Below are 25896 nucleotides of genomic sequence, written 5' to 3'. Positions count from 1 at the left end.
AACCTTGAATCGGCCTTGAAACGGTGCCGATCCGACGATTGACTGACGTCGAAGGCCGGGGGGTGGGGCGGTGGACTTCGGTCTACTCGGTGAGATCACGGTGAATTCGGGACGGGTGGACATCGGCCATATCCGCCAGCGGTACGTACTGGCGGCGCTGCTGGTGGAGGCGAACCAGGTCGTACCGGTCGACGCTCTGATGGAACGGGTCTGGGGCGAGACCCTGCCGTACCCGACGAAGAGCACGCTCTACAGCTACGTCTCCCGACTGCGCCAGGCCCTGGCGGAGGTCGGCGAGGTCACCATCGCCCGCCGGTCCGGCGGATACCTGCTCACCGTCGACCCCGCGCTGGTGGACGTGCACCGGTTCCGTGACCTCGTCCGGCAGGCGAGGGCGGCGCCGGACGACGAGCGCGGATCGGCGCTGTTCGACGCGGCGCTCGGGCTCTGGCGCGGCGAGCCGTTCGCCGGGCTGGACACCCCGTGGTTCGACGGCGTACGCCGGACGCTGGAGGCGGAACGGGTCGCGGCCGTGCTGGACCGCACCGACCTGCGGCTGCGGCGCGGCGACCACGCCGTACTGCTGCCCGGACTGGCCGACCTGGTGGCGGCACACCCGTTCGACGAGCGGCTCGCGGGGCAGTACATGCTCGCCCTGCACCGCGGCGGACGTACCACCGAGTCGCTGGCCCACTACGACCAGATCAGCGCGACGATGCTCGCGGAGACCGGTGGCGAGCCCGGCCCGGAGCTACGGGGGCTGCGCCGTCGCATCCTGCGCGCCGACCAGACGCTGACCGTACGGGCGGTCGCGCCGATCCCCCGGCACCTTCCCGCGGTGCCGCGTTCCTTCGTCGGCAGGAGAGCCGAGCTCGCCCGGCTGACGGCGGAACTCGACTCCACCGCCCCCCAACGCACGCTGGTGATCAGCGCGATCGGCGGGATGGGCGGCGTCGGCAAGACCTGGCTGGCCCTGCACTGGGCGCATCACAATCTCGACCGGTTCCCCGACGGGCAACTCTTCGTGAACCTGCGCGGGTTCGATCCCGTCGACCCGCCGACCCCGTCGGCCGTCGCCGTACGCGGCTTCCTGGAAGCGCTCGGCGTGGCTCCGGAGGGCATCCCGCACGAGCCGGGTAACCAGGTCAACCTCTACCGCAGCCTGCTGGCGGAGAAGCGGATGCTGGTGGTGCTGGACAACGCGGCCGACCTCGCGCAGGTGGAACCGCTGCTGCCGGGCGGTAGCCGGTGCACGGTGATCGTCACCAGCCGCAACCAGCTCGTCGGGCTGGTGGCCGGGCACGGCGCCGGTTCGGTGCCGCTGGGCACCCTGAGCGACGCCGAGGCACGCGAACTGCTGACCCGGCAGATCGGCCCGGAACGCGCCGCCGCCGAGCCGGACGCGGTGGCCCAGCTGGTGGCGAACTGCGGCGGCCAGCCCCTGGCCCTGGGCGTGGTCGCCGCCCGTATCGCGGTCAGCCCGCAACTGCCACTGACCGCGTACGCCGCCGAGCTGCACGACGCCACCACCCGGCTCGACGCGCTGGAGACCAGCGCGTTGGGTACCAGCGTCAGGGCCGTCTTCACCACCTCGGACCGGGCGCTGTCCCCGGGAGCCGCCGAGGTGTTCCGGCTGCTCGGCCTGGCCGTCGGGCCGGACATCGGGCTGGACGCCGTGGTCAGCCTGGCCGGAGCCCCCACCGGGCGGGTACGCATGCTGCTGCGGGAACTGGTCTCCGCGCACCTCGTCGTCGAGCACAGGCCGAACCGGTACCGCATGCACGACCTGGTCCGGCTCTACGCTGCCGAGCGGGCCCGGACCGACCTGTCGACCGAACTGCGGGACCTGGCGCTGCGCCGGCTGGTCGACTTCTACCTGCACACCGCCGACGCCGCCGACCGGCTGCTCGCGCCGATCCGGCTGAGGATCCCGCTGGAACCCGCCACCGCCGGATCCGCCCCGCTGGCCCTGACGGACCATCCGGCGGCGGCGCTGGCCTGGTTCGACGACGAGCGGGCCTGCCTGATCGCGAGCGCCGACATCGCCCGCGACCGTGGTTGGGACGACCGCGCCTGGCAGCTCTGCTGGGCGATGAACAGCTTCCACCTGCAACGCGGACACCGGCACGAGAGCCTCAGCACGTCCCTGCTCGGATTCGCCGCCGCGCGACGGCGCGGGGACCCGTACGCCGTGGTCGCCGCACACCGCCAGCTCGGTCAGGCGTACGACCGGCTGGGGCAGCACGAACTCGCCGCCGAACACCTGGAACAGGCGCTGACCCTGGCCGAGAAGGCCGGCGACGTCCTCGAACTCGCCCACACCCACCGGCTCCTCGCGGTCGCCACCGAGCGACGCGGCGACGACCGGCTGGCGCTGACCCACGCCGAGCAGGCACTACGGCTGTTCGACGAGGCGGGCGCCACCCTGCGGGCGAGGAGGATGCTCAACTCCGTCGGCTGGCTGCTGGCCAAGCTCGGCCGCTACGCCGAGGCGCGTACCCACTGCGAGCAGGGACTGGCGTTCGACCGCGAGCAGGGTGACCTGCCGGGCATGGCGATCACCCTGGACAGCCTCGGCTTCATCGCCCACCGGCTCGGCGAGTACGCCGTGGCCCTCGACCACTACGCCGAGGCGCTGGCCCTGATGCGTGAGGTGGAGATGGACTACATCCAGGCCGAGACCACCGAACGGTTCGCCGAGATGCACGCGGACGCCGGCAACCGGGACCTCGCGATCGACACGTGGCGGCAGGCCCTGGAGCTGTACCAGGCGCAGGGCATGGCCGACGGCGTGGAACGGGTCCGGAACCGGTTGGCCAGTGGTACCGGCTCGGCCGAGCCGGCGGTCGGCGCCGGGAACTGACCCCGGCCGGCGACCCGGCGCCGGATCAGCGGGACGTACGGCTGCTCGACGCGGACTGCTGGGCGGCCTCGGCCTGGGCGGTCGCGGCGTCCTGAACCGCCCCCCGCTCGGCCGCCAGCGCCGCGTCGGCGTCCACGATGTGCCGGACGGCGGCGTTGACGTCGTCGGTGACGATGATCAACTCCAGGTCGGCCAGCCCGATCTTGCCGTCGGCGGCAAGGGTGTTCCGCAGCCAGTCGAGCAGCCCCTGCCAGTACGCCGTGCCCATCAGCACGACCGGGAACCGGGTCACCTTGCCGGTCTGCACCAGAGTCAACGCCTCGAACAGCTCGTCCAGGGTGCCGAACCCGCCCGGCAGCACCACGAACGCCTGGGCGTACTTGACGAACATCGTCTTGCGGGCGAAGAAGTAGCGGAAGTCGATCGCCATGTCGACCCAGTCGTTGATGCCCTGCTCGAACGGCAGCTCGATGCCGAGCCCCACCGACAGGCCACCGGCCTCGGTGGCACCCCGGTTGGCGGCCTCCATCACGCCGGGACCACCACCGGTGATCACCGCGTACCCGGCCGCGGCGAGCGCGGCGCCCAGTTCCTCGGCCAGCTCGCACTCCGGGCTGTCCGGCTTGCTCCGGGCGGAACCGAAGACACTGACCGCGGGCGGAAGATCGGCGAGAGTGTCGAAGCCCTCGACGAACTCCGACAGGATCCGCAGGGCCCGCCAGGCGTCCTTGGTCTTCCAGTCGCCCCGGCTCCGGGAGTCGAGCAGCCGCTGGTCCGCCGTACTCAATGGGATGGACTCGCGGCGCAGGGTGACCGCGCCACGGTGCCGCTCCGGCCCCGGACCCCGGGCGCCGTTCCGCTCCTCGCTGTGGTTCATGACGTCCACCGTAATCCGGAGGGCGACACCAGGGGTGACGTCACCCGGTCCGCCACAAGACAAACATCCAGCGCAGGCGCAACCAAACAGGGCTCTGCGGCGTCTTACCAATCACACAGGGGGAACGCGTGGCGCCCACACCACCCGCCGCGCACCTTCGGGGGGCAATTGTGATGACCAACGGCGAAATTATCCGGCTCCGCCGGCAGATGCAGCGCCGGATCCGGGCCGTGTTGGCCGAGCGCCGGATGGCCCGGCACGCCATGCCGGCCGGTGCCGACGACGGGGACCACGGGCCGGAGACGGCGGAATCCCGGACACCACAGCACATCAACGGGTGATCGTCGGCCGGCGGAGGGGGTCCGCCGGCCGTACGGTCCGGTGCCGGCCGGCGGCAAAGGGCCACCGCCGGTCGGTGCCGCACCATGGGGCCTGCTGGAACCTCGGCTCAGTGGGACGCGAGCCAGCGGTGCAGGGTGGCCGCGCCGTCGCGGATCTTGCCGATCTCCACGTGCTCCTCGGGATGGTGCGCGAAGTTCGGGTCGCCCGGGCCGAAGTTCAGGGCGGGGATGCCGAGCGCGGCGAACCGTGCGACGTCGGTCCAGCCCAGCTTGCCCACCGGCGCCTCGCCGACGGCCGCCAGGAACTCCTGGGCCGGTGCGGCGGTCAGCCCGGGCAGGGCTCCCGGTGCCGAGTCGGTGACCCGCACCTCGAAGCCGTCGAACACCTCGCGTACGTGCGCCTCCGCCTCCTCGGCCGTCCGGTCCGGCGCGAACCGGTAGTTGACCTCCATCTCGCAGAGGTCCGGTACCACGTTGCCGGCGACCCCACCGTTGATCCGGACCGCGTTCATCCCCTCGCGGTACACACAGCCGTCGATGGTGACCATCCGGGCCTGGTAGCCGGCCAGCCGCTCGATCGCGGGGCCGATCCCGTGGATGGCGTTGCGGCCGTTCCAGGACCGGGCCGAGTGCGCCCGCCGGCCGGTCGCGGTCACGATCGCCCGCATGGTGCCCTGGCAGCCCGCCTCGACCACCCCGTGGGTCGGCTCCAACAGCACCGCGAAGTCCGCCGACAGCCACTCCGGATGAACCGCCGCGACCAGGGTCAGCCCGTTGTAGCGGGACTCGATCTCCTCGGCCTCGTAGAAGAAGTACGTCACGTCGTACCGGGGGTTCGGCACGCTCACCGCGAGATGCAGGGCGTACGCCACCCCGGACTTCATGTCGGAGGTGCCGCAGCCGAAGATCAGGTCACCCTGCACCGTCGAGGGGAAGTTGTTGTTCAAGGGCACGGTGTCCAGATGTCCCGCCAGCACCACCCGCTGGGCCCGGCCCAACTCCGTACGGGCCATCACCGTGTTGCCGTGCCGCGCGACCGTCAGGTGTGGAACGGCCCGCAGCACCTCCTCGACGCAGTCCGCGATCTCCTTCTCGTCGAGCGAGACGGATTCGATGTCGACCAGGGCGCGGGTCAACGCGACCGGATCAGCCAACACCTCGGGGGTGAGCGGGTTCTCCATGGTGGGAGACGGTACCGTCAAGACCGTATCGGCGGGACGCGTCACAGGCTCAGGAATGACGTTCCACACTCATGACCGAGGGCGTTCCACACGAATGACTGAGAGGTAAAGCCCGGTGACGACCGCACAACCCGCCTGGGGTATCGGAGTGGCCACCTTCGCCGGGGATCAGGTGCTCGACACCTGGTATCCGACCGGCAAGCTCGGCCTGGGCTCCTCGCCACTGGTGGCCGGCGAGAACGGCGACGTACTCGACCTGCCGCCCGGTGCGCTCGGCGAGCGGGCGCTGCCGGGGCTGCGTACCGTCGTGGTGGTCACCGAGATCGGCTCGCTGGCGGACCCGATCAAGGACGCCGCCGACGCGTACCTCCGGTTGCACCTCCTCTCCGCCCGGCTGGTCCGACCCAATGAGCTGAACCTCGACGGCATCTTCGGGGTGCTGGCGAACGTGGCCTGGACCTCGGCCGGACCATGCCCGCCGGAGCGGGTCGACGAGCTGCGGGTCCTCGAGCGGGCCGCCGGCCGGCATCTGGCGGTCTACGGCGTCGACAAGTTCCCCCGGATGACCGACTACGTCGTCCCGTCCGGAGTACGCATCGCCGACGCCGACCGCGTACGCCTCGGCGCGCACCTGGCCAGCGGCACCACCGTGATGCACGAGGGCTTCTGCAACTTCAACGCCGGCACGCTCGGCGCCTCGATGGTCGAGGGCCGGATCGTGGCCGGCGTGGTCGTCGGCGACGGCTCGGACGTCGGCGCCGGGGCATCGATCATGGGCACGCTCTCCGGCGGTGGCAAGGAGAAGGTCCGGATCGGCGAGCGCAGCCTGCTCGGCGCCAACGCCGGCATCGGAATCTCGCTCGGCGACGACTGCGTGGTGGAGGCCGGCTGCTACATCACCGCCGGCTCGAAGATCACCCTGCCGGACGGGCGGGTCGTCAAGGCCCGGGAGCTGTCCGGGGTCAACGGGCTGCTGTTCTGGCGCAACTCGGTGACCGGGGCGCTGGAGGCCCGGCCGCGTACCGGTAGCGGCATCGAGCTGAACGCCGCGCTGCACGCCAACGACTGAGCGACCGGAACCGGGAGGCGGCCGACGATGACGACCGACTCGGATCTGCCGCCCTCCCACCCGGATCCGCGTTCACCTCGGCAGCGGATGCTGGCCGGGGACTGGTACCAGGCCGACGACCCGGAACTCGTCGCCCTGGCCCGCCGCGCCGCCCTGCTGGTCCAGCGCTACAACACCACCGACGCGGACCGGCCCGAGCAGCACGCCGCGCTGCTCCGGGAACTCTGCGGCGCGGTCGGCACCGACGTGGTGGTCCGGCCGCCGTTCTACTGCGACTACGGCTCCCAGATCCGGATCGGGGACCGGACGTACGTCAACTTCAACGCCGTACTGCTGGACGTCGCCGCCATCGAGATCGGGGCCGACGTGCAGATCGGCCCGAACGTGCAACTGCTGACCCCGCACCATCCGCTCGATCCGGAGCAGCGCCGGGCGAGGTGGGAGGCGGCCCGGCCGATCACCATCGGCGACAACGTCTGGCTCGGCGGCGGGGTGATCGTGCTCGGCGGTGTCACCATCGGCCCGGACACCGTGGTCGGAGCCGGCAGCGTGGTCACGAAAGACCTGCCGGCCGGCGTCGTCGCGGTCGGCAACCCCGCCCGGGTGCGGTAAGGAAGGGCCCCCGCTTATCGCTTTCTGTAGAGAAAGGGCCCCCTGTTAACTCCCCTCAGTCGCCCGGCGGGCGGGGTTTCGGGGGCAGGCCCGGCGGGGGCGGGTCGCCGCGGAGCCAGCGCAGGGCGTCCGGGTCACGCAGCGGCCGGGAGAACAGGTAACCCTGCCCGGACGAGCACCCCATGTCCAGCAGGATGGTCCGGACCGCCTCGGTCTCGACCCCCTCGGCGATGATGTCCAGGCCGAGGGTGCCGGCCAGCCGGATGATCCCCTCGACCAGCAGCCGCTGCCGCCGCGACGAGGCGACCGTCTCGGTGAACGAGCGGTCGATCTTGAGTACGTCGGCCGGCATCTGCTGGAGGTAGCTCAGCGAGGAGAACCCGGTGCCGAAGTCGTCGATGGCGACCCGCAGGCCGTGGGCGCGCAGTTCCGACAGCTCGCTCCAGACCGGCTCCTCGTCCCGGAGCAGCAGGCTCTCGGTGATCTCCAGCATCACCCGGTCCGGCGGTACGTCGGCGGCGGCCAGCGCCGCGCGTACCGTCGCCACGAACCCGGGGGTACGCAGTTGCCGGGCGGAGACGTTGATGCTCACGTACGGCGTACCGCGCTCGCCCCGGTCCGCGTGCCAGCGGGCCGCCGCGCCGACCGCCTGACGCAGCACCCAGTCGCCGATCGGCTCGATCAGCCCGGTCTCCTCGGCCAGTCCGATGAACTGCTCCGGTGGCACCGGGCCCCGGGCCGGATGGTGCCACCGGGCCAGCGCCTCGAAGCCCACCGCCACCCCGGTACGCATGTCGACGATCGGCTGGTACTCCACCGAGAAGCTGAGTTTCTCCACCGCCTCGGTCAGCGCGGCCCGCAACTCCAGCCGCTCCACGATGGCGGTGTGCAACTCGGACTGGTACCGGCACCAGCGCCCCTTGCCGGCCCCCTTGGCGACGTAGAGGGCCAGGTCGGCGCGTTGCAGCAGTTCCCCGGCGTCGCTGGCGTCGTCGGTGGTGGCCACGCCGACGCTGACCGAGCCGTTCACGACGGTGTCGCCGAACTCGAGCGGCTCGGCGAGCGCCTGGACCAGGCGGTCGGCGACCTGCTCGACCTGCTCCGGTCCGTCGGCATCCCGGACCAGTACGGCGAACTCGTCGCCACCGAGCCGGGCGACCAGGTCGTTCGGGCTGACGATCTCGCGCAGCCGCTGGCCGGCCGCGACCAGCAGCGCGTCGCCGATGGCGTGCCCGTGGGTGTCGTTGACCGCGGTGAACTCGTCGAGGTCGATCGAGAGTGCGCCGACGGTACGGTCGCCGTCCCGGGCCTTCTCCACCGCCTCGTACACCTGGTCCTGGTAGGACGCCCGGTTGGCGAGCCCGGTCAGGGTGTCGTGCACCGCCCGATGGGTCAGTTCCTGCTCCAGCCTGACCCGCTCGGTGACGTCCCGCATGGTGAGTACGAAGCCGCGTACGGCCCGGTCGCGGCGCAGGTCCCGGCAGGTCACCTCGAGCTGTACCCGCTGGCCGTCGGAGCGCCGGACGCTCAGGTCGACCCCGTCGGCCCGCCGGTCCGGTTCGGGGCGCACCGGATCCAGCAGGGTGCTCACCGAGAGCTGGTCGTCGGCGTGCAGCACGGCGGCCAGGTCGGTGCAGTCCACCGGTTCGACCCCCAGCACGCCCAGCACCGACGGGCTCGCGTACCGGATCTGGTGGTCGTCGTCGACGATCAGGATCACGTCTGCGGCGTTCTGCACCAGGCTGCGGAAGTAGGTCTCGCTGTCCCGACGGTTGATCTCCTGGGCGAGGCTGATCCGTTCCAGCGCCATCGCCGCCTGCGCCGCCAGCACCTCGAGCGAGTCCCGCAGCGTCGGCAGCAGTCGGCTGTCGGCTGCCACCAGCAGTGCGCCGACCCGGGGGGCGCCGCTGGCCCGCCCGTCGCCGACCAGCGGGCAGAGGGCGACGGTCTCGAAACCCTGGAGCTGCTCGGCCAGTGCCGGCTGCAACGTCCGGACCCGCAGCAACCGGCTGCGCCGGGCCGCCGCGCTGGTCGGCGCCGGGTAGAAGGCGGACGGCGCGGCCACCCCGGGACCCCAGATGCTCATCGTGGCGGCCGGCACCCCGTGGGTGTGGTTGATCGAGAAGACGATCCGGTGCGCGAACTGCCGTGGCACCAGCCGGGCCACTGCGGTGCGCACCGCCCGGCGTACCTCCGCCGTGTCGGCGGCGGCGACCAACTCGGCACCGGCCTGGCGCAGGCCGCGCTCCCGGGCGACCGCCTGCCGGTGCCCGTCCACCGCGTCGCCCAGCCGGCTCAGCACCAGGGCGAAGACCACGCCGCCGACCACGGCGATCACCGCGCCGTCCCGGACATCACCGTTGATCACCTGCAACAGCAGCACCGCCGGGGCGAGCGTCGCGGCCAGACCCAGCAGCACCAGCCGGGTCTTGTCGATCTCGGAGTCCTGCGGCGCTGCCGGTTCGGTCAGCCGCGCCATCGACGGGTGCAGCGCGGCGGCTCCCCAGCTGGCATAGAAGAGCAGCCAGCCCAGTTCGGTCGGGCCGCCCGGCTGCCAGCCTCCGGCCAGCAGCGCGGCGCCGTAGACGAGGTCGGCCACCAGATTGCCGATCGCGCCGGTGACCAGCAACATCGCGGCCACACTGCGCTGCGAGGTGATCGCCAGCCGCACGGTGGTCGCCAACAGGAGCACGTCCAACAGGGCGTACGCGGCCAGCGCCGACTGCTCGAAGGTGGTCGACCCGACCCCGATCAGGTACGGATGGATGACCAGCACCCAGAGCAGGAACGCACCGACGGTGGTGAAGATCAGGAAGTCGAGCAGCCCGGAACGGTCCCGGGCTCCGGTGGTGGACCGGGTCAGGCCGAGCAGCCCGGCACCGATCAGCGGCAGCATCACCAGGTAGAAGACGTCCGACACGACCGCCGAGGTGGACTTGGACTCGCCGAGCGGCAGGTTCGCGGCGAGCAGGTAGACGGTGTCGCCGACCGTGAAGACCGCGAGCGCCGCGCCGAGCAGCCACCAGGAGTACGCCCGGTTCGGCCGGTACCGGCGTACCCCGACCGCGACGGCGGTGACGCTCACCAGCCCCACCGCGCCGGTCAGGACCGTACGGAACGCCGGCAGGGCGAAGAAGCCGACCACCAGCACGCCGATCCCCCCGGCGTACCAGGTCAACACTTTCCGAGCTGACACGGCTCTCCTGCTGATCGTCGGGACGGTACGCAACGCGATCGAAACAGCTTCGCCGATGGGTCTACCAGTCCTCGATGCGCTTCGCCATCACCCCGGCGGGTAGTGGTGTCGGCCAATAAGCAGAGTCCACTCCGGGACAACCGGCCGCACCACGGAATGGCCGCGTGTCACAGCGGAGTGGACGGTGCCATTGCGACGACGAGATCGGCACGACCGACCGTGTCGGCGATCAGTTCGGCGTTGCGCTGGTCCGTGCCCCGGGCCCGGGCCGCCGCCTCGACGGGTTCCCGACCGAAAGCGATGTGCCGGTCGGTCAGCCGGCGCAGCCGTTCGGTCTCGTCGAGGTCGAGGTACCACACCTCGTCGAGAAGCTCGCGTACCTCGCCCCACGGCTCGCCCGGGACCAGCAGGTAGTTGCCCTCCACCACCACCAGGGGCACCGACGGCGGTACCGGAATCGCCCCGGCGACCGGCTCCTCCAGCTCGCGGCGGAACTCCGGCGCGTACACGGTGCCCGGTCCGGCCGCCCGCAGCCGGCGCAGCAGCGCGACGAACCCGGCACCGTCGAAGGTGTCGACAGCACCCTTGCGGGCGTGCCGGCCGAGCCGCTGCAACTCGACCTCGGCCAGGTGGAAGCCGTCCATCGGCACCAGCTCGGCCAACTCGCCGAGCGCCGACACGATCAGCCCGGCCAGGGTCGACTTGCCCGCCCCGGGCGCGCCGGTGATGCCCAGCAACTGGCGGGGACCGGCGGAGGCGAGCGCGCGGGCCCGGGACACCAGTTCGGCCAGCGGCGCGGGATCGGATGCGGGGAACATCCGGGAACTATCTCACCGGGCTCAACCGCCGGTGGCGTCCGGCGTGACGTCCAGCCGGGGCGGACTGATCGCGAACCGGGCCTCCACGGTGGCCTGCACCGTCTGGAGCTGCGGATCGAGTTCGAGTTCCGGCATCCCGCCACCCGACTTGGCGGTCATCCCGAAAGCGGCCCGGGTCATCATCATCGGCCGGTCCGCCACTCCGCTGTCGGAGAGTTGCAGCAGGGCGGTCACCTCGGCACCGAGCGCGTCGGCGTACTCTCGGGCCCGGGCGACCGCCTCGGCGACGGCGGCCCGGCGGGCTTCCCGGTGCACCCGGCTACCCGGCCGCAGCTCCCACCACGGGCCGGCGACGCTGGTTTGGTCCTGGTCCGCGAGCCGGAGCATCAGCTCGCCGAGCATCCCGAAATCGCTCACCGTCACGGTGGTGGTGGCGCTGCCGGCGTACACCGAGACGCGCTCGCCGGTGCGCTTGAGCTCGGGGCGTACCCAGAGTTGGCCGGTCTCCCGGCGGTCGATGGCGTCGCCGTAGCCGTCGATCAGTGCGCGTACCGCGCCGGAGCGTTCGGCGAGCCGGGCCAGCGCGGCCGGGCGGTCCTTGTCGCGGGCCGAAACCGTGACCGCGAACCGGGCGATCTCCGGAGGAACCTCCCGGACCACCTCGCCGCGCACCACGACTGTGGGTTGATCCGTCATCCGCCCACCCTAGTCCGGCCGACCGGTCCGTGCCGCCGTCCCGGTAGCCGCCTCGACACCACCACCGCGCTGTTCAGGCCGTGACGAGGAGGCCGCGCGCCGGCTCGAAACCCCGGAGCGTGATGCGGTGGTGTCCGCTCGCCGCTACGACTGCCGCCCGACGTGCGTGACGAAGGTGCGCCAGGCGGTCGGGGCGAAGATGAGGGTGCCGTTGTGGCGGTCCTTGCTGTCCCGGACCAGGACCCGGCCGGGCAGGTTGTCGGCCACCTCGACACAGTTACCGCCGTTGGAGCTGCTGCGGGTGCTGGTGCGCCACCGGGCGCCGGTCAGGTCAGCCATTCTCGCGCCTTCAGGAGTGCGATCGACAGGTCGCGCGGCAGCGCCACCGACCTCAGAGTGTCCCAGGTACGCCAGAGCGCGGCAACGTCGCTTCGCAGCCGCCCTTCCGCCTGCTCGTCCAGGTAGGCCACATCGGGCCGGTCGTCCAGGCTAGCGATGGCGAACGCCCCGGCCTGGCCGCACACGTACCGATCCGGCCAAGGTATCTCTGTCGGTCCTGCGCCGCGCCCTGGCCCTGCCAACCGGCCCGGCTGGGCCTGCTGCACACCTACCGGGACGCCCGGGCGGAGCTGGTGGATCACCTCGCCGGGCACCTGCACCGGGCGCTGCGCGATCTCCTCACCACCTCGCCCAACCTCGATCTGCTGGCGCTGGCCGCACGCTTCCTCGGCTGGGTTCCGCGCACGCCGGACGGATCGGACGACCGGCGTGCAGCCCGGAGGACGCAAATCTGAGCGTCCGAATCCTACCTAAGCTCCTGAGGGGCCTACCGCTGATCAACCGATAAGGGCCCGACCGGCAGCCAGGGCCGCGATCGAGATACAAACCAGGCCGAAGCCGACCGTCAGTCGTCGGCCCGGCGTTCGCGCCTCGGACGCACCCATCCCACGCACGGTGTAGACCAGTCCAGCTAGACAGACCGGGGCCACCACGATCAGCAACCCGACCACCAGACTCGGGCGGTCGGCCTGGTCAGCCGAGAGACCGACCATCAGCGGAGGCAACGCCCCGAGAAGCAGGACGGCGACCCCCAGGTACCAGCGCAGTGCGCTGGTCTCGTCCTCGGCCACGATGTCAGCGTCCCTTCCGATGTCCAGGTAGAGAGATTCTTGGGTGAGTTGCCTGCGCCGTCGACGCGGTGGCCGGGCGGGTGGTGCCGCGACTGTGATCTCGGTCGGCGAGTCGTTTCTGGACGGTCATTATGCTGTGCCGGCGCCGTCGACCGGCAGAGATGGGGGACCCCATGCAGGACGAGCTGTTCCGCCCGACGATCCAGGAACGGCCCACGCCCGGCAAGCCGCCCTGGCGCCCCGAGTCGATCCTGTACCCGGCCTTCTTCGGCGGTCCGCTGGCCGCCGCCACGCTCGGCGTACTCAATGGCCAGCGGCTGGGACTGTCCGGCCGCCACCTGCTCACCATCGGCGCGGCCGGGCTGGTGGGTTTCGGCGCGCGGCTCGCGATCAGCGGGGCCACGGACGGCAACTCCGTTGTGCGACTGGCCGGCACGGTCACCGGCGTGCTCGTCTGGCTGGTGGTGCTGTCCTTCCAGCGTGCGCCGTTCCGGGCCTACTCGTACAGCGGCGGTGAGCCCGCCAGCCTGGTCGGCCCCGGCCTCGCCGCAGCCATCGGCTTTGGCGTGCTGGAGGCCGTCCTCATCCTGGTGCTGGTCCGATGACCGAGGCGTGGCCGGTGCTGGCCCGTGCCGAGGCTCTGTTGCTGGCGGACCGGCCGCAGGAGGCCCTGGCACAACTGTCCAGGCTGCCGGCCGACGAAGCAGTCGGCGTGCCCCCGACCCTGCTGCGGTGCGCCGCGCTGGGCCGACTGGACCGCTGGTCCGACGTGGTCACAGCCGCGAGCGCCGGCCTGGCCGCCGCCGGGCCGCATCCCGACCTGCTGTGGCACCTCGGCCGCGCCGAGCACCGACTCGGCCGTCCGCAGGTCGCCGAGCGGGCACTGCTCGACGGACTGGCGCAGGCACCACACGACGTAGACCTGCTCTGCACCTACGCCGACGTCTGTGCTGCCGACGGCCAGGTGGAGAAGGCGGCGAAGCTCGTCGAGCGGGCCGCCGCCCTGGAGCCGGAGGAGCCGATCGTGTACGCCACCCGCGTTCAGGTAGCGTTCGCCAGCGGCAACGACCGCGCTGCCGAGCGGATCAGCCGCGAGTTCGTCGCCGCCCACCCGGAGCACCCGGCCGCGCACGCCCTGCTCGGCGGGACCAGCGCCGCCCGTGGCCGGATCGGCATGGCGTACGAGAGCTACCGGCAGGCCGTCGCCTCGATGCCCGCCGAGCAGGCGTTCGCCGAGTCCGCACTGGAGCTGAAGATCGAGCAACACCCGCTGATGCTGCCGATACGGCCGATGCTGCGCTTCGGCCCGCTGAAGGTCTGGGTGGCCGCGATCGTCTTGATCTTCGGACTCCAGACGGTCGGTCTACCCACGTTCGCGGGGGTGGCCGGACTGATGTGGATGCTGCTCTGCGTCTATTCCTGGGTCGTGCCGCCGCTGGTCCGCCGCTGGCTCCGCCGGAACTGGCACTGAACAACTCTACCGATCGATTCCGGGTGAGGTTCGACGTCGTTCACCACAGCTGCGCACCTCGGCCCACTCATCGTGACACTGACGGTTGAGGTGTCTTGCTGGTCGCCGAGGCCGATCGTCTGCGGAAGGGCTCCGGCCAGCAGTCACCCGCCGGAACCCTTCCGCAACTATTGATCCGCTCAAACCGTCAGCTCGGGTACGCCTCCAGTTCCCAGAGGGAGTAGCCGTAGCCACTTCCCCGGGCGGTGCCGTTGATCCGCAGGTAGCGGCCGTTGGCGCCGAGTCCGGTGTGCTCGTCGATCCCGCCGTCGCCGCCGGTCACCGACCGCACCGTGGTCCAGGCGTTCCCGTCCGCCGAGGTCTGGATCTGGTACGCGCTGCCGTACGCCGCCTCCCAGCTCAGCTTCACCCGGCCGATCGCCCGGGACGAGCCGAGGTCGACCCGGATCCACTGCGGATCGGTGAACGCCGACGACCAGCGGGTGGCCGGATTGCCGTCCACCGCCGCCGAGGCCGGCACGTCCGCCCCCTCCGCACTGGACGCGGTCGCCGGCCGGTTCAGCAGCAGGTTGCCGCCGCCGCTCGGGCCGGACGGGGTGCCGTACACCTCGAACTCCCAGAGCGAGTAGCCGTAGCCGGTGCCCCGGGCGGTGCCGTTGATCCGGACGTACCGGCCGGTGCCGGTGAGCCCGGGATGGTCGTCCACCCCGCCGTCCGCGCCGGTCACCGTCTTCACGGTGGTCCAGGTGGTCCCGTCCGCCGAGGTCTGGATCTGGTACGCGCTGCCGTACGCCGCCTCCCAGTTCAGTCGTACCCGGCCCAACTGGTACGACGCCCCGAGGTCGACGGTGATCCACTGTGGGTCGGCGGGCGCCGAGGACCAGCGGGTGGCCGGATTGCCGTCGACCGCCGCCGAGGCGGGCAGGTCGGCGCCCTGCACCGTCGACGCGCTGGCCGGCCGGTTCAGGGCCAGATTGCCGGTCGGTTCGGGATCCGGCCCCGGCCCGCCGCCGCCCTCGCCGAGCAGGGTGAACTCGTCGATGTCGTACAGCCCGCCGCCGGTGCCCCGGAACACCAGGTACAGCTCGGCGGTGCCGGCCGGCGCGGTGACGTTCCCGGTGACATCCCGGAACTCGCCGTACCCGCCGGTGGCCGGTACGGTCGCCGACCCGACGAGTTGTCCGGTCGGCGACCCGACCCGCAGTTCCAGGGTGTGTCCGCCGACGTTCGCGCCGACCCGGGCCGAGAAGGATCGCACCCCGGTCAGGTTGTACGGGGTGAACGCGATCCAGTCCCCGTTGTCGATGTACCCGACCGCCCGGCCGCCGTGCGCCTGCCCCGGGGCGCTGGTCTGCACTCCGCTGGACGACGAGTAGTGCTCGGCCTGGCGTACCCGGGGTTGCAGGATGCTCTGGGCGTGCGTGGTCAGCGGGGCCTGCCCGCCGCCGCCGTTGTCGGTGTACTCCGCGTCGAACACCCCGAAGATGTTGGCCGAGACGTCGTGCTCGCCGTCGGCAAGCGTCCGCAGCGTGCCGGTGCAGCCCTGGGCGCTGGTCAACAGGTGTGCGTGCGAGTCGTGCCCGAGCAGGTAGCTGACCTTGACCCGGGAGCAGTCGACCGTGCCGTCCTGTGGATCGGTCACCACCACCCGGAACGGCACCGTGTCGCCGAAGTTGAAGGTCTGGCCGTTGGCCGGCAGTTCCAGCCGTACCGTCGGGGCGGTGTTGCCGACCGTGATCACCACGCTGGCGGTGGCGCTCCGGCCGGTCGAGTCCCGTACGGTCAGCGTCGCGCTCCGGGTGGCGTTCCCGGTGTACGTGAAGGTCGGGTTCGGGGCGGTGGAGTCGGTGCTGCCGTTGCCGTCGAAGTCCCAGGCGTAGGTGATCGGGTCGCCGTCCGGGTCGAGGGTGCCGGCCGAGGAGAAGGTCACGGTCAGCGGTGCCACCCCGGAGGTCGGGGTCGCCGCGATCACCGGTTTCGGGGCCCGACCGTTGCGGGCGTACTCGATCCGGTAGACCGCCGAGTGCTCGTCGCCGTTGAAGAACCCGGTCCCGTAGTCGAGGACGTAGAGCGCGCCGTCCGGCCCGAACTCCAGGTCCATCACCTGGGTTCCGGTCCACGGGAACGGATTGATCTTGAAGGGTCGGCCCGCCTCGTCCAGCACGATGTTCTTGATCCAGCGCCGGCCGAACTCACCGGCGAAGAACGTCCCGTCGTAGTACTCCGGGAACGCCACCTCGGAGGTCGAGTTCGGGTCGTACCGGTAGACCGGGCCGGCCATCGGCGAGAGCCCGCCGCCGGTGAACTCCGCCGGCTGGGATCCGGTGTACGGCAGCCAGGCCGGCACCGCCGCCGGCAGGTTCCGGATCCCGGTGTTGTTCGGCGAGTCGTTGGTCGGCCCGCCCGCGCAGTTGTACTTCGGCCCCGACGGCCCGGACGGGAAGGTGAACTCGTTGTACGCGTCGTTGTTCCCGGTGCAGTACGGCCAGCCGTAGAAGCCCGGTGAGGTGATCCGGGCGAACTCCACCTGCCCGGCCGGTCCCCGGTTCGGGTCGGCGGTGCCGGCGTCCGGACCGTAGTCGCCGAGGTAGACCGCGCCGGTGGCCCGGTCCACGCTCATCCGGAACGGGTTCCGGAACCCCATCGCGTAGACCTCCGGCCGGGTGTTCGGAGTCCCCGGCGCGAACATGTTCCCGGCCGGCACCGTGTACCCACCGGCCGCACCCGGCCTGATCCGCAGCACCTTTCCGCGCAGGTCGTTGCTGTTCGCCGAGGTCCGCTGGGCGTCGAACGCCGGATTCCGGCCGGCCCGCTCGTCGATCGGGCTGAACCCGGCCGAGTCGAACGGGTTGGTGTCGTCCCCGGTGGAGAGGTAGAGGTTGCCGGCGGCGTCGAAGTCGATGTCCCCACCCACGTGACAGCACATGCCCCGGCTGGTCGGTACGTCCAGGATCAGCGTCTCGCTCGCCAGGTCCAGCGTGTTGTCGGCCCGTACGGTGAACCGGGAGAGTCGGTTCACGCCGTTCCAGGGGGCGAAGTCGGCCGGCGTACCGGTGGCCGGGGCGCCGCCGCCCGGGGTGTTCAGCGGGGGCGCGTAGAAGGCGTACACCCAGCGGTTGGTGGCGAAGTTCGGGTCGACCTTGATGCCCTGCAAGCCCTCCTCGTCGCCGGTGTAGACGGCGAGCCGGCCGGCGACCTTGGTGTTGCCGACCGCGTCGGTGTGCCGGATCGTGCCGTCCCGAGCGGTGTGCAGCACACCCCGGTCCGGCAGCACGGTCAGGCTCATCGGCTCGCCGACCTCGGCCACCCCCTTGGCCAGGGTCACCTGCTGGAAGGTGCTGTCCACCGTACCGCCGCAGACCCCGGGCACCGCCCCGGCCGCGGTCCGGATGCCGCCCAGCAGATGGGTCCGGAACAGCGGCTCGGCGAAGGACTCGTCGGTGTGCCCGCCACCGGTGTACCAGGACCGGCCGCCGTCGTAGTTCTGGCACCAGGCGATCGGATGGTCGTACCCGTTGCCACCGCCGGTGTACGTCGTCTCGTCCAGAGTGGCCAGTACGTGCACCTTGCCACGCGGGTTGGCCCGGAAGTTGTACCACTCGTCGGTGCGGTTCCATCGCAGCGGCAACGTCTCGGTGGACGGGTGCGCCCGGTCGGCGACCTTGACGGTGGCCGGCTGTGGCGCCGGATGCGAGGCGAAGTACGCCCCGACCAGCCCGCCGTACCACGGCCAGTCGTACTCGGTGTCGGAGGCGGCGTGTACGCCGACGTACCCGCCGCCGGCCTGGATGAAGCGCTGGAACGCGCCCTGCTGGGCGGTGTCCAGCACGTCGCCGGTGGTGGAGAGCCAGACCACCGCGTCGAACCGGGCCAGGTTCGCGTCGGTGAACGCCCCGGCGTCCTCGGTGGCCTCCACGGCGAAGTTGTTGGCCGTGCCGAGCTGCTGGATCGCGGTGATCCCGGGGCCGATCGAGCCGTGCCGGAAGCCGGCGGTCTTGGAGAACACCAGCACGCTGAACGCCGGAGCGGCACTGGCCGCCGGTGGCGTCACCGCCACTGCGACGAGGACGAGCAGCAGGCTCAGCGCGGCACCGAGCCATGTTCGCATTCGATTGCGCACGGACAGAGTCCTTTCCTGTCAACAACGGACAGGCGTGCGCGCCGTTTCACGCCCCTGGGAGGGGTACGCCCGCTCCGGTTGGGCCGACCGGAGCGAGCGCGAGAGATGTCCATACATCGTTACGAGCGTGTTGCCACCGCGTCAAGCGCTCACCCCCGAATTTCCGAGAGCGCTCTCTGGTACCCCCGGGGGCGTTCCTCGCCGGGCGACACCCCGCACCCGTCGCCTGCACCCCGGTCGGTTGACAAGGGGCCCCTGCCATCACCGACAGCGATAAGCGGGGGCCCTTCCTAACCGGCCAGAGCCACGAGCGGGGGCCCTTCCTAACCGGCCAGCCGGTCAGCTGCGGCGGTCACCCGCTCGTCGGTGGCGGTGAGCGCCACCCGTACGTGTCGACTGCCGGTCGGGCCGTAGAACTCGCCCGGCGCGACCAGGATCCCGCGCTGCGCGAACCAGTCCACCGTCGTCCAGCAGTCCTCGTCCCGGGTCGCCCACAGGTAGAGGCCGGCCGAGGAGTTATCGATCTCGAAGCCCGCCTTGACCAGCGCGTCCCGCAGCACCTCACGCCGGGCGGCGTACCGGGAGCGCTGCTCGACCACGTGCGTGGAGTCGTCGAGCGCCGCGACCATCGCCGCCTGCACCGGAGCCGGCATGATCATCCCCGCGTGCTTGCGCACCGCTAGCAGGGCGCTGACGATCGCCGGGTCCCCCGCGACGAATCCGGCCCGGTAGCCCGCGAGGTTGGATCGCTTGGACAGCGAGTGCACGGCGATCAGGTTCGAGTAGTCCCCGTCGGCCACGGCCGGCGAGAGCACCGAGGTCGGCGTCTCCTCCCAGCCCAGCGTCAGGTAGCACTCGTCGCTGGCGACCACCACACCCCGCTCGCGGGCCCAGTCCACCGTCTTGCGCAGGTGCGCCGGGGGCAGCACCTGGCCGGTCGGGTTGGACGGCGAGTTGACCCAGACGAGTCGTACCCGGGGATCCGGTCCGACGGCGGTCAGTGAGTCGGCCCGGACGACCTCCGCCCCGGCCAGCCGCGCCCCGACCTCGTAGGTCGGGTAGCAGACCCGGGGGATCACCACCACGTCGCCGGGGCCCACCCCGAGCAGGGTGGGCAGCCAGGCGACCAGTTCCTTGGAGCCGATCGTCGGCAGCACCCCGACGAGGTCCGGGTCGGCCCCGCAGTCCCGGGCCACCCAGCTGGTCAGCGCCGCGCGCAGGGCCGGGGAGCCGGCGGTCAGCGGATAGCCCGGGGCGTCCGAGGCCGCCGCGAGGGCGGCCCGGATCGACGCGGGCACCGGATCGACCGGGGTACCCACCGACAGGTCGACGATCCCGTCCGGGTGCTGTCCGGCCAGCGTCTTGGCCGGTACGAGCAGGTCCCACGGAAAGTCGGGCAGCGTGCCGGTACGGCCAGCCGGTGCGGCGTCAGACGCCCGGCCGGAAGCCGGTGTGTCGCGGCTCAGTGCTCACCCCGGGGCGGCTGGGCCGCGATGAAGGCGGTGTCCTTCTCGATCTTGCCGGTCTTGGAGGCGCCACCGGGCGAACCGAGGTCCTCGAAGAACTCGTAGTTCGCCGTGGTGTAGTCCTTCCACTGCTCCGGCACATCGTCCTCGTAGAAGATCGCTTCGACCGGGCAGACCGGCTCACAGGCCCCGCAGTCGACGCACTCATCGGGGTGGATGTAGAGCATCCGGTTGCCCTCGTAGATGCAGTCGACCGGGCATTCCTCGATGCACGCCTTGTCGAGCACATCCACGCACGGCTCGGCGATGATGTAGGTCACCGATCTTCTCCTCCGCAAGCCACGCCGCGATCGACCGCGACGGTAAGAGCCTAGTATGTCGCCGGGGAGGGGGTCGATCGTGCTCGGACGGCGGGATGTGGGACACCGAATTGTAGTTCGGCGGATTGTCGGAAATCAGAGTGGTCGTACCCTGTTCACCGACGCTCTCGGCGAACTCGTCGAGCTGACCGAGACCCATCTCACGCTGGCCACCGCGAACGGTTCGCTGCGGGTGCCCCTGGGCGAGGTGCACCGGGCCAAGCGGGTGCCGCCGGCCCGACGCCCGAGCGCGGCGTCGGTGATCGAACTCGAACTCGCCTCGGACGAGGCATGGCCCGCCCCGGTACGGGACCGGCTCGGCGACTGGCTGCTGCGTACCGCCGACGGGTGGAGCGGCCGGGCGAACTCGGCTCTTCCGATCGGTGATCCGGACCGCCCGTTGGACGACGCGATCGACGCGGTGGAGCGCTGGTACGCGGAACGGGGCCAGCCGGCTCTGATCAACGTACCGCTGCCGCTGGCCGCCCCGGTCGGCGCGGCCCTCGACGAGCGTGGCTGGACCACCCGGACGCTGGTGCTGGTGCAGACCGCCCCGCTGACGACGGTCCTGGAGGCCGCCGCGGCCCGGTCGGACCTGCCGGCGGTCGAGCTGGCGGAGACGCCGTCGGCCGGCTGGTTCGGGCTGGCCGCGCACCGCAAGGCGAAGCAGGCTCGCGGGTACGGCGCCGCCCCGCTGCCGGCGACCGAGCTGCCGGCCGCCGCGCAGCACGTGCTCACCGCCGTGGACCAGGTCCGCTTCGCCCACGTGTACGCGGCACCGACCGGCGCCGCGAGCGGGTCCACGGGAAGCCGATCCGGCGGGAGCCGCCCCGCCGGAGACCGCTCCACCGCGAGCCGCTCCATGCAGGGGCCGTCCATCGAGGGGCGGGAACTGATCGCGGTGGCCCGGTGCACGGTCACCGGCCAGGGGCGCTGGCTGGGCCTGAGCCTGGTCGAGGTGGTCTCCGGGGCCCGCCGCCGGGGTCTGGCCCAGCACATGGTCCGCGCCGCCGCGCAGTGGGCCGCCGGGCTGGGTGCGACCGGCGCCTTCCTCCAGGTCGAGGAGCGCAACGAGGCCGCCGTGTCGCTCTACCGGCGGCTGGGGTTCACCACCCACCACACCTACCAGACCCGGGTCGCGCCGCACTGACCCCGGCGTGTCAGCGCCGGACCACCCGGCGTGGCTTCGCCTGCTTGGCCTCCGCGAAGCGCTTGAGCGACCGCGACCGGTAGTCCCGACCGAGCGCGGTCAGCACGAGATAGCCCAGCAGTACGCCACCGGCGGTGAACCCGGCGTAGAGCCAGATCTGCGAGAAGAACGCCCCGGCACCGGCGCCGAAGGGCTGACTGCCGCTGATGAAGGGTCCGACGAAGATCGTCAGAACCATCGCGATCAGTACGGCGAGAGCCATCTCCCCGCCCCAGTCCGGCAGCGGCCGGCGCTGCCCCCTGATGAACGCGAGGGTCGCCAGGACCAGCCCGATCGTGGCGAACATGGCCAACGAGAGCCGATCCTGCAGTTCGGTGTCCTCGCTGAAGGCGAACCGGGCGATCAGTCGCGCCAGCACGTTGATCCCGAACAGCACACCCACGAGCACTCCGACCGGCAGCCAACGCTCCTTCATCGCACGTCCTCTTGGCGTAGGGCCCCACCGTCGTTGGGGCATTCTTGCCACAGATTTCTACCACCCGTAGCTGGATGGAGCCATGGTGCGAGAACCCTACGTTTCCGGTACGGCGGTCAGCGCCGGCCCGCGCCCGGTACGGTGTCGCGCGGGGCCATGATCATCCGGAAGCCCATCACCGCGAAGGCCATCGAGCCGGCGAAGATCATCACGAGCCCGACCCAGTTGTTGCCGGCGATCAGGACGTCGCCCTCCGAGGTACCGCCGGCCGCGACCACCATCAGCATGAACCACACGACCGCCGGCAGGGCGAGCGCCCACCGGCGACCGACGGCCCGGGGCGCGAACCAGCTCAGCGCCACGTTGGCCAGCACCGCCAGCAGTGCGGAGACCCCGATCAGCACGCCGCCGACCCGGAGCGTGGCGAGCATCAGCTCCAGGACGGCGGTCAGCGCGGCGGCGGCCACCGCGAGCAACCCACCGACCACCCGCAACGCGACGTCCAGCGCGGCCAGGACCGCCGGCCGGGCGGCTGGCGGTGGATCGGGGCTCGCTTCCGGTGGCGCGGACATCGGCAGGCTCGGCAGGGTCACCGTGCGCCCGCCAGATCACCGACGGAGTCCTCCGCCGGGTCACCGCCGGAGGAGGCCGAAGACACCGCGGGAGATCCGGCGGGCAGGGGCAGACCGGCGAAGAGGTCGTCCTCCCAGCCGTACGGCCCGGAGCCCGGGCCCTTGGTCCCGGCGGCGAGCGTGTAGTACTCCACCCCCATGAACTCGCCGCCGAAGTTGCTGGCGATGGAGTAGAGCCAGGAGGTGTCCGGGATCTGGGTCGCGTGCGCCCGCATCGCCGCCTCCTTGGCGGTGTGCTGGTCGGTGCCGTCGATCCGGGCCGCGATCTGCTCGTCGGGCGTACCGAACGGCAGTTCGTCGACCTGGTCGGTGTCCGCGAACGGGTTGTCCGACGAGTCCGCGAAGGCGAGCATGCCGGCCTCCAGCACACTCTTCGGCATCGCCGTCCAGTAGATCTTGGCTGGCCCGAAGCCCTCGGCCGCCGCCAGTTCCGCCGCGCGCATCGCCACCCGGTGTGCCTGGATGTGGTCGGGATGCCCGTAGAAGCCGTTCGGGTCGTAGGTGACCAGCACCTGCGGCCGTACCTCACGCATGATCTCGACCAGGTGACCGGCCGCCTCGTCGAGATCGGCCTGCCAGAAGGCTCGTGGGTGGTCGTTGGTGGCCAGGCCCATCATGCCCGAGTCGCGGTACCGCCCGGCGCCACCGAGGAACCGGTGGTCCCGTACGCCGAGCGCGGCACATGCGCCGGCCAGCTCGGCGATCCGGTAGCCGCCCAGTTGATCGCCCTCGGCGGCGGCGAGCCCGGCCAACGCCGGCACGTGGATCTCGCCCTCCTCGCCGAGGGTGCAGGTGACCAGGGTGACGCCGCCGCCCGCCGCCGCGTAGTACGCCATCGTCGCGCCGGTCCCGATCGCCTCGTCGTCGGGGTGTGCGTGCACCAGCAGCAGCCGCCGCGCGGGTAGCTCCGGGGCCGTCCGGGCCGGCTCGGTCGAGTCGGACAGGTCGGGCGGGCCGGCGAGGTCGGCTGGGGCGGCCAGATTCGTCACCCGCGACACTTTACGCGGCGTGGTCGAACATCCCGTATCCAGGGAGTTAGTCGACATACCCGGAGAGTTAGCAAATGGCTACGACCATCTGACTGACACGCGATAGCCGGCTCGGCCACATCCCCGATCGCCCGGCTCTACGATCACGATGTGGACTACCCGGAGCTGGCTGCTCGAACCCGCCGCTTCAGCCGCGGCGCGCCGCGGGCGGTGACGGTGGCGGGCGACGGCTCACGGGTGCTCTTCCTCCGCTCCGGCGGCCCGACCGACCCGGCCGAGGCGCTCTGGCTGTTCGACGTCGCGTCCGGCACCGAACGGCTGGTCGCCGATCCCGCCGGGCTGCTCGGCCCCGACGGCGACACCGACCGGATCCGGGGCGACGACATGGACCCGGCCATGATGCAGGGCGACTCCGGCCCCCGGGCCGGGCTGCCGGACGAAACCGACAGCCACGACCCGACCGCCGCCGCACCGCACTCGACGGAGCGGGCACTGCGGGAACGGCTCCGGCTCAGCGCCTCGGGCATCGCCCAGTACGCCACCGACCCGGCCGCCAAGGTGGCCGTCTTCACCGTCTCCGGCCGGTTGTTCCGGGCCGACCTGGTCCACGGTGACGTGGTCGAGGTGGCCGTCACCGGTCCGGTGGTCGATCCCCGGCCCGATCCGACCGGTCAGCGGCTCGCCTACGTCACCGACGCGTCCCGCGCTCCCGAGCCGACCGGGAACGGCGGCCCGTCCGACCCGGCGGCCGGCGGGCGGATCGGACAGCTCCGGGTGGTCGAGCACGACGGCACCGACACCCTGCTGGCCGGCGAGGACGCCGGGGTCACCTGGGGGCTGGCCGAGTTCATCGCGGCCGAGGAGTTCGACCGGTTCCGGGGCTACTGGTGGGCACCGGACGGGCGGTCCATCCTCGCCGCCCGGGTCGACGAGTCACGGCTGCCCCGTTGGCACCTGCACGATCCCGGCGACCCGGCCAGCCCGCCGCGCTCGGTGGCGTACCCCCGGGCGGGTGGGCCGAACGCGGAGGTCAGCCTGCACCTGCTGGACCTCGACGGCGGCTGGGTCGACGTGCACTGGGACCGGGAGACCTATCCGTACCTGGTCTCGGTGGAGTGGGCCGAGACCGGCCCGCTGATCACCGTGCTGCGCCGGTTGCAGCAGCACGGCCTGGTCCTCGCCGTCGACCCGCGTACCGGCGAGACCCAGGTGCACGCCGAACTCGCCGATCCGCGCTGGGTCGACCCGGTCGCCGGCACCCCCCGGCACCTGCCCGACGGTCGGGTACTGGTCGGCGGCGAACTCGCGCACGACGGGTACGACGCCCGCTGCCTGTTCGCCGACGGCACCCTGCTCACCCCGCCGTCGCTCTACGTCCGCCGGGTGGTCGGCTGGTTGCCGAACCGGAACGGCAGCCCCGATCTGCTCGTCGAGGGCAGCAACGGCGAGCCGAGCCAGCAGCACCTGTTCCGGATCCGTACCGCGATCGGGGCCGGCGGGATCGACGCCCGGCGGTTGACCGCGGACCCCGGCTGGCACAGCGCGGTGGTCGGCGGCGACGTGCTGGTGGTGCAGACCAGGTCGCTGGACCAGGCGGGCGGCCAGTGGACGGTCTGGCAGGGCGACCGGGAGGTGGGCGTCCTGCGGTCGTCGGCGGCGACGCCGCCGTACGCGCCCCGGCCCGCCCTGGAACGGGTCACCGACCGCCGGCTGCCGGCCGCGGTGCTCTATCCCGGCAACCACGTCGCCGGCCGCCGGCTTCCGGTCCTGCTCGACGTGTATGGCGGCCCGGGGCACCAGGAGGTGGTCGCCGCCCGGTCCGCGTGGCTGGAACGGCAGTGGTGGGCCGACTCCGGGTTCGCCGTGGTCACCATCGACAACCGGGGTACGCCCGGCATCGCGCCGTCCTTCGAGAAGGTGATCCACCGGCGCCTCGCCGACGTGATCCTGGCCGACCAGGCGGACGCGCTCACCGCACTGGCCGGCAAGCATCCCGATCTCGACCTCGGCCGGGTCGCGATCCGGGGCTGGTCGTTCGGCGGCTGGCTGGCCGCGCTCGCGGTGCTGCGCCGCCCCGACCTGTTCCGGTGCGCCGTCGCCGGAGCCCCGGTCAGCGACTGGACGCTCTACGACACCGCCTACACCGAGCGCTACCTCGGGCTCCCCTCGGACAGCCCCGAGGTGTACGCCCACCACTCACTGCTCGAACTGGCCCGGGAGCCGGTACGCGCCCCCGACGAGGCCCGGCCGATCCTGCTGGTGCACGGCCTCGCCGACGACAACGTGGTGGCCGCGCACACCCTGCGGCTCTCCGCCGCGCTGCTGGCGACCGGACGCCCGCACTCGGTCATCCCGCTGACCGGCGCCACCCACATGGCCGCCGGTGGCACCGCCGAGCGGCTACTCGCCCTCGAACTCGACTTCCTCCGCCGCCACCTGTGACCGGAACCG

Annotated in this window: 23 protein-coding genes; 9 read left to right on the top strand and 14 right to left on the bottom strand. The window is 71.9% G+C overall.

Features of this window, described 5'->3' with window-relative positions; all coding sequences use genetic code 11:
* Nucleotides 1–70: 70 nt before the first annotated feature.
* Nucleotides 71–2863: an AfsR/SARP family transcriptional regulator gene (locus tag H4W31_RS44225; RefSeq protein WP_318783180.1), complete on the top strand. Its 2793-nt coding sequence runs from the start codon at nt 71–73 to the stop codon at nt 2861–2863.
* 25 nt (nt 2864–2888) lie between these two features.
* On the opposite strand, the gene H4W31_RS13675 is transcribed toward H4W31_RS44225, so the two are convergent.
* Nucleotides 2889–3740 (bottom strand): LOG family protein, encoded by an 852-nt coding sequence (locus tag H4W31_RS13675; protein WP_192767012.1) that lies wholly within the window; start codon nt 3738–3740, stop codon nt 2889–2891.
* Between the two features lie 173 nt (nt 3741–3913).
* Here H4W31_RS13675 and H4W31_RS13670 point away from each other — a divergent pair, with 173 nt between their 5' ends.
* A complete protein-coding gene (locus tag H4W31_RS13670) occupies nt 3914–4081 on the top strand; it encodes a hypothetical protein (RefSeq protein WP_192772823.1) in 168 nt (55 codons plus the stop codon).
* A gap of 107 nt (nt 4082–4188) precedes the next feature.
* Here the strand turns inward: H4W31_RS13670 and dapE are convergent, their stop codons facing one another.
* Nucleotides 4189–5262 carry a succinyl-diaminopimelate desuccinylase gene (gene dapE / locus H4W31_RS13665; protein WP_192767011.1) on the bottom strand — a complete coding sequence of 358 codons (1074 nt, stop codon included), beginning with the start codon at nt 5260–5262 and terminating at the stop codon, nt 4189–4191.
* A 115-nt stretch (nt 5263–5377) separates the two neighbouring features.
* Here dapE and dapD point away from each other — a divergent pair, with 115 nt between their 5' ends.
* Together dapD and H4W31_RS13655 are read left to right on the top strand one after the other, a co-directional pair.
* Complete coding sequence (gene dapD, locus H4W31_RS13660) at nt 5378–6331, top strand: 2,3,4,5-tetrahydropyridine-2,6-dicarboxylate N-succinyltransferase (RefSeq protein ID WP_192767010.1); 954 nt, start codon at nt 5378–5380, stop codon at nt 6329–6331.
* Between the two features lie 27 nt (nt 6332–6358).
* The gene (locus H4W31_RS13655) at nt 6359–6943 is read left to right on the top strand and encodes a sugar O-acetyltransferase (protein ID WP_225945521.1); all 585 of its coding nucleotides are present in this window, start codon (nt 6359–6361) and stop codon (nt 6941–6943) included.
* A gap of 55 nt (nt 6944–6998) precedes the next feature.
* On the opposite strand, the gene H4W31_RS44220 is transcribed toward H4W31_RS13655, so the two are convergent.
* From H4W31_RS44220 to H4W31_RS13630, 5 genes are all read right to left on the bottom strand, one after another.
* Nucleotides 6999–10139: a putative bifunctional diguanylate cyclase/phosphodiesterase gene (locus H4W31_RS44220; protein WP_192767009.1), complete on the bottom strand. Its 3141-nt coding sequence runs from the start codon at nt 10137–10139 to the stop codon at nt 6999–7001.
* A gap of 167 nt (nt 10140–10306) precedes the next feature.
* Nucleotides 10307–10957 (bottom strand): nucleoside/nucleotide kinase family protein, encoded by a 651-nt coding sequence (locus H4W31_RS13645; RefSeq protein ID WP_192767008.1) that lies wholly within the window; start codon nt 10955–10957, stop codon nt 10307–10309.
* Nucleotides 10958–10978: 21 nt separating this feature from the next.
* Nucleotides 10979–11653: an SIMPL domain-containing protein gene (locus H4W31_RS13640; protein WP_192767007.1), complete on the bottom strand. Its 675-nt coding sequence runs from the start codon at nt 11651–11653 to the stop codon at nt 10979–10981.
* A gap of 144 nt (nt 11654–11797) precedes the next feature.
* Nucleotides 11798–11992, bottom strand: a complete 195-nt coding sequence (locus H4W31_RS13635) for a DUF397 domain-containing protein (RefSeq protein ID WP_192767006.1) — start codon at nt 11990–11992, stop codon at nt 11798–11800.
* Complete coding sequence (locus H4W31_RS13630; RefSeq protein ID WP_192767005.1) at nt 11980–12177, bottom strand: Scr1 family TA system antitoxin-like transcriptional regulator; 198 nt, start codon at nt 12175–12177, stop codon at nt 11980–11982. The genes H4W31_RS13635 and H4W31_RS13630 overlap by 13 nt, the downstream gene beginning before the upstream one ends.
* A 108-nt stretch (nt 12178–12285) precedes the next feature.
* On the opposite strand from H4W31_RS13630, the gene H4W31_RS42725 reads away from it, so the two are divergent.
* A complete protein-coding gene (locus H4W31_RS42725) occupies nt 12286–12447 on the top strand; it encodes a hypothetical protein (RefSeq protein WP_225945520.1) in 162 nt (53 codons plus the stop codon).
* Between the two features lie 42 nt (nt 12448–12489).
* Here H4W31_RS42725 and H4W31_RS13620 read toward each other — a convergent pair whose 3' ends face one another.
* Nucleotides 12490–12783: a hypothetical protein gene (locus tag H4W31_RS13620; RefSeq protein WP_192767004.1), complete on the bottom strand. Its 294-nt coding sequence runs from the start codon at nt 12781–12783 to the stop codon at nt 12490–12492.
* A gap of 173 nt (nt 12784–12956) precedes the next feature.
* On the opposite strand from H4W31_RS13620, the gene H4W31_RS13615 reads away from it, so the two are divergent.
* Nucleotides 12957–13388 (top strand): hypothetical protein, encoded by a 432-nt coding sequence (locus H4W31_RS13615; protein WP_192767003.1) that lies wholly within the window; start codon nt 12957–12959, stop codon nt 13386–13388.
* On the top strand, nt 13385–14254 hold the full coding sequence (locus H4W31_RS13610) for a tetratricopeptide repeat protein (protein WP_192767002.1): 870 nt from the start codon (nt 13385–13387) through the stop codon (nt 14252–14254). The genes H4W31_RS13615 and H4W31_RS13610 overlap by 4 nt, the downstream gene beginning before the upstream one ends.
* A 187-nt stretch (nt 14255–14441) precedes the next feature.
* Here H4W31_RS13610 and H4W31_RS13605 read toward each other — a convergent pair whose 3' ends face one another.
* The 3 genes from H4W31_RS13605 to fdxA all read right to left on the bottom strand — a co-directional run bounded on the left by H4W31_RS13605 (nt 14442) and on the right by fdxA (nt 20160).
* Nucleotides 14442–18362, bottom strand: a complete 3921-nt coding sequence (locus H4W31_RS13605) for a ThuA domain-containing protein (RefSeq protein WP_192772077.1) — start codon at nt 18360–18362, stop codon at nt 14442–14444.
* A 335-nt stretch (nt 18363–18697) separates the two neighbouring features.
* Nucleotides 18698–19774: a succinyldiaminopimelate transaminase gene (gene dapC / locus H4W31_RS13600; protein WP_192772076.1), complete on the bottom strand. Its 1077-nt coding sequence runs from the start codon at nt 19772–19774 to the stop codon at nt 18698–18700.
* A gap of 62 nt (nt 19775–19836) precedes the next feature.
* Nucleotides 19837–20160: a ferredoxin gene (gene fdxA, locus H4W31_RS13595; RefSeq protein WP_192767001.1), complete on the bottom strand. Its 324-nt coding sequence runs from the start codon at nt 20158–20160 to the stop codon at nt 19837–19839.
* Between the two features lie 79 nt (nt 20161–20239).
* On the opposite strand from fdxA, the gene H4W31_RS13590 reads away from it, so the two are divergent.
* Entirely contained in the window at nt 20240–21349 is a 1110-nt protein-coding gene (locus H4W31_RS13590; protein ID WP_318783178.1) for a GNAT family N-acetyltransferase, read from the top strand.
* A gap of 10 nt (nt 21350–21359) precedes the next feature.
* On the opposite strand, the gene H4W31_RS13585 is transcribed toward H4W31_RS13590, so the two are convergent.
* The 3 genes from H4W31_RS13585 to mshB form a co-directional block, all read right to left on the bottom strand.
* Nucleotides 21360–21824: a hypothetical protein gene (locus H4W31_RS13585; protein ID WP_192766999.1), complete on the bottom strand. Its 465-nt coding sequence runs from the start codon at nt 21822–21824 to the stop codon at nt 21360–21362.
* A 116-nt stretch (nt 21825–21940) separates the two neighbouring features.
* A complete protein-coding gene (locus tag H4W31_RS13580) occupies nt 21941–22402 on the bottom strand; it encodes a hypothetical protein (protein WP_192772075.1) in 462 nt (153 codons plus the stop codon).
* Nucleotides 22403–22413: 11 nt separating this feature from the next.
* Entirely contained in the window at nt 22414–23400 is a 987-nt protein-coding gene (gene mshB, locus H4W31_RS13575; protein ID WP_225946558.1) for an N-acetyl-1-D-myo-inositol-2-amino-2-deoxy-alpha-D-glucopyranoside deacetylase, read from the bottom strand.
* Nucleotides 23401–23595: 195 nt separating this feature from the next.
* Here mshB and H4W31_RS13570 point away from each other — a divergent pair, with 195 nt between their 5' ends.
* Nucleotides 23596–25887 carry a S9 family peptidase gene (locus tag H4W31_RS13570; protein ID WP_192766997.1) on the top strand — a complete coding sequence of 764 codons (2292 nt, stop codon included), beginning with the start codon at nt 23596–23598 and terminating at the stop codon, nt 25885–25887.
* Nucleotides 25888–25896: the final 9 nt, after the last annotated feature.

The sequence above is a fragment of the Plantactinospora soyae genome (assembly GCF_014874095.1).
GTDB lineage: Bacteria > Actinomycetota > Actinomycetes > Mycobacteriales > Micromonosporaceae > Plantactinospora > Plantactinospora soyae.
The sequence above is the reverse complement of the archived record's forward strand: the minus strand, read 5'-3'. Positions and strand labels throughout refer to the sequence as shown.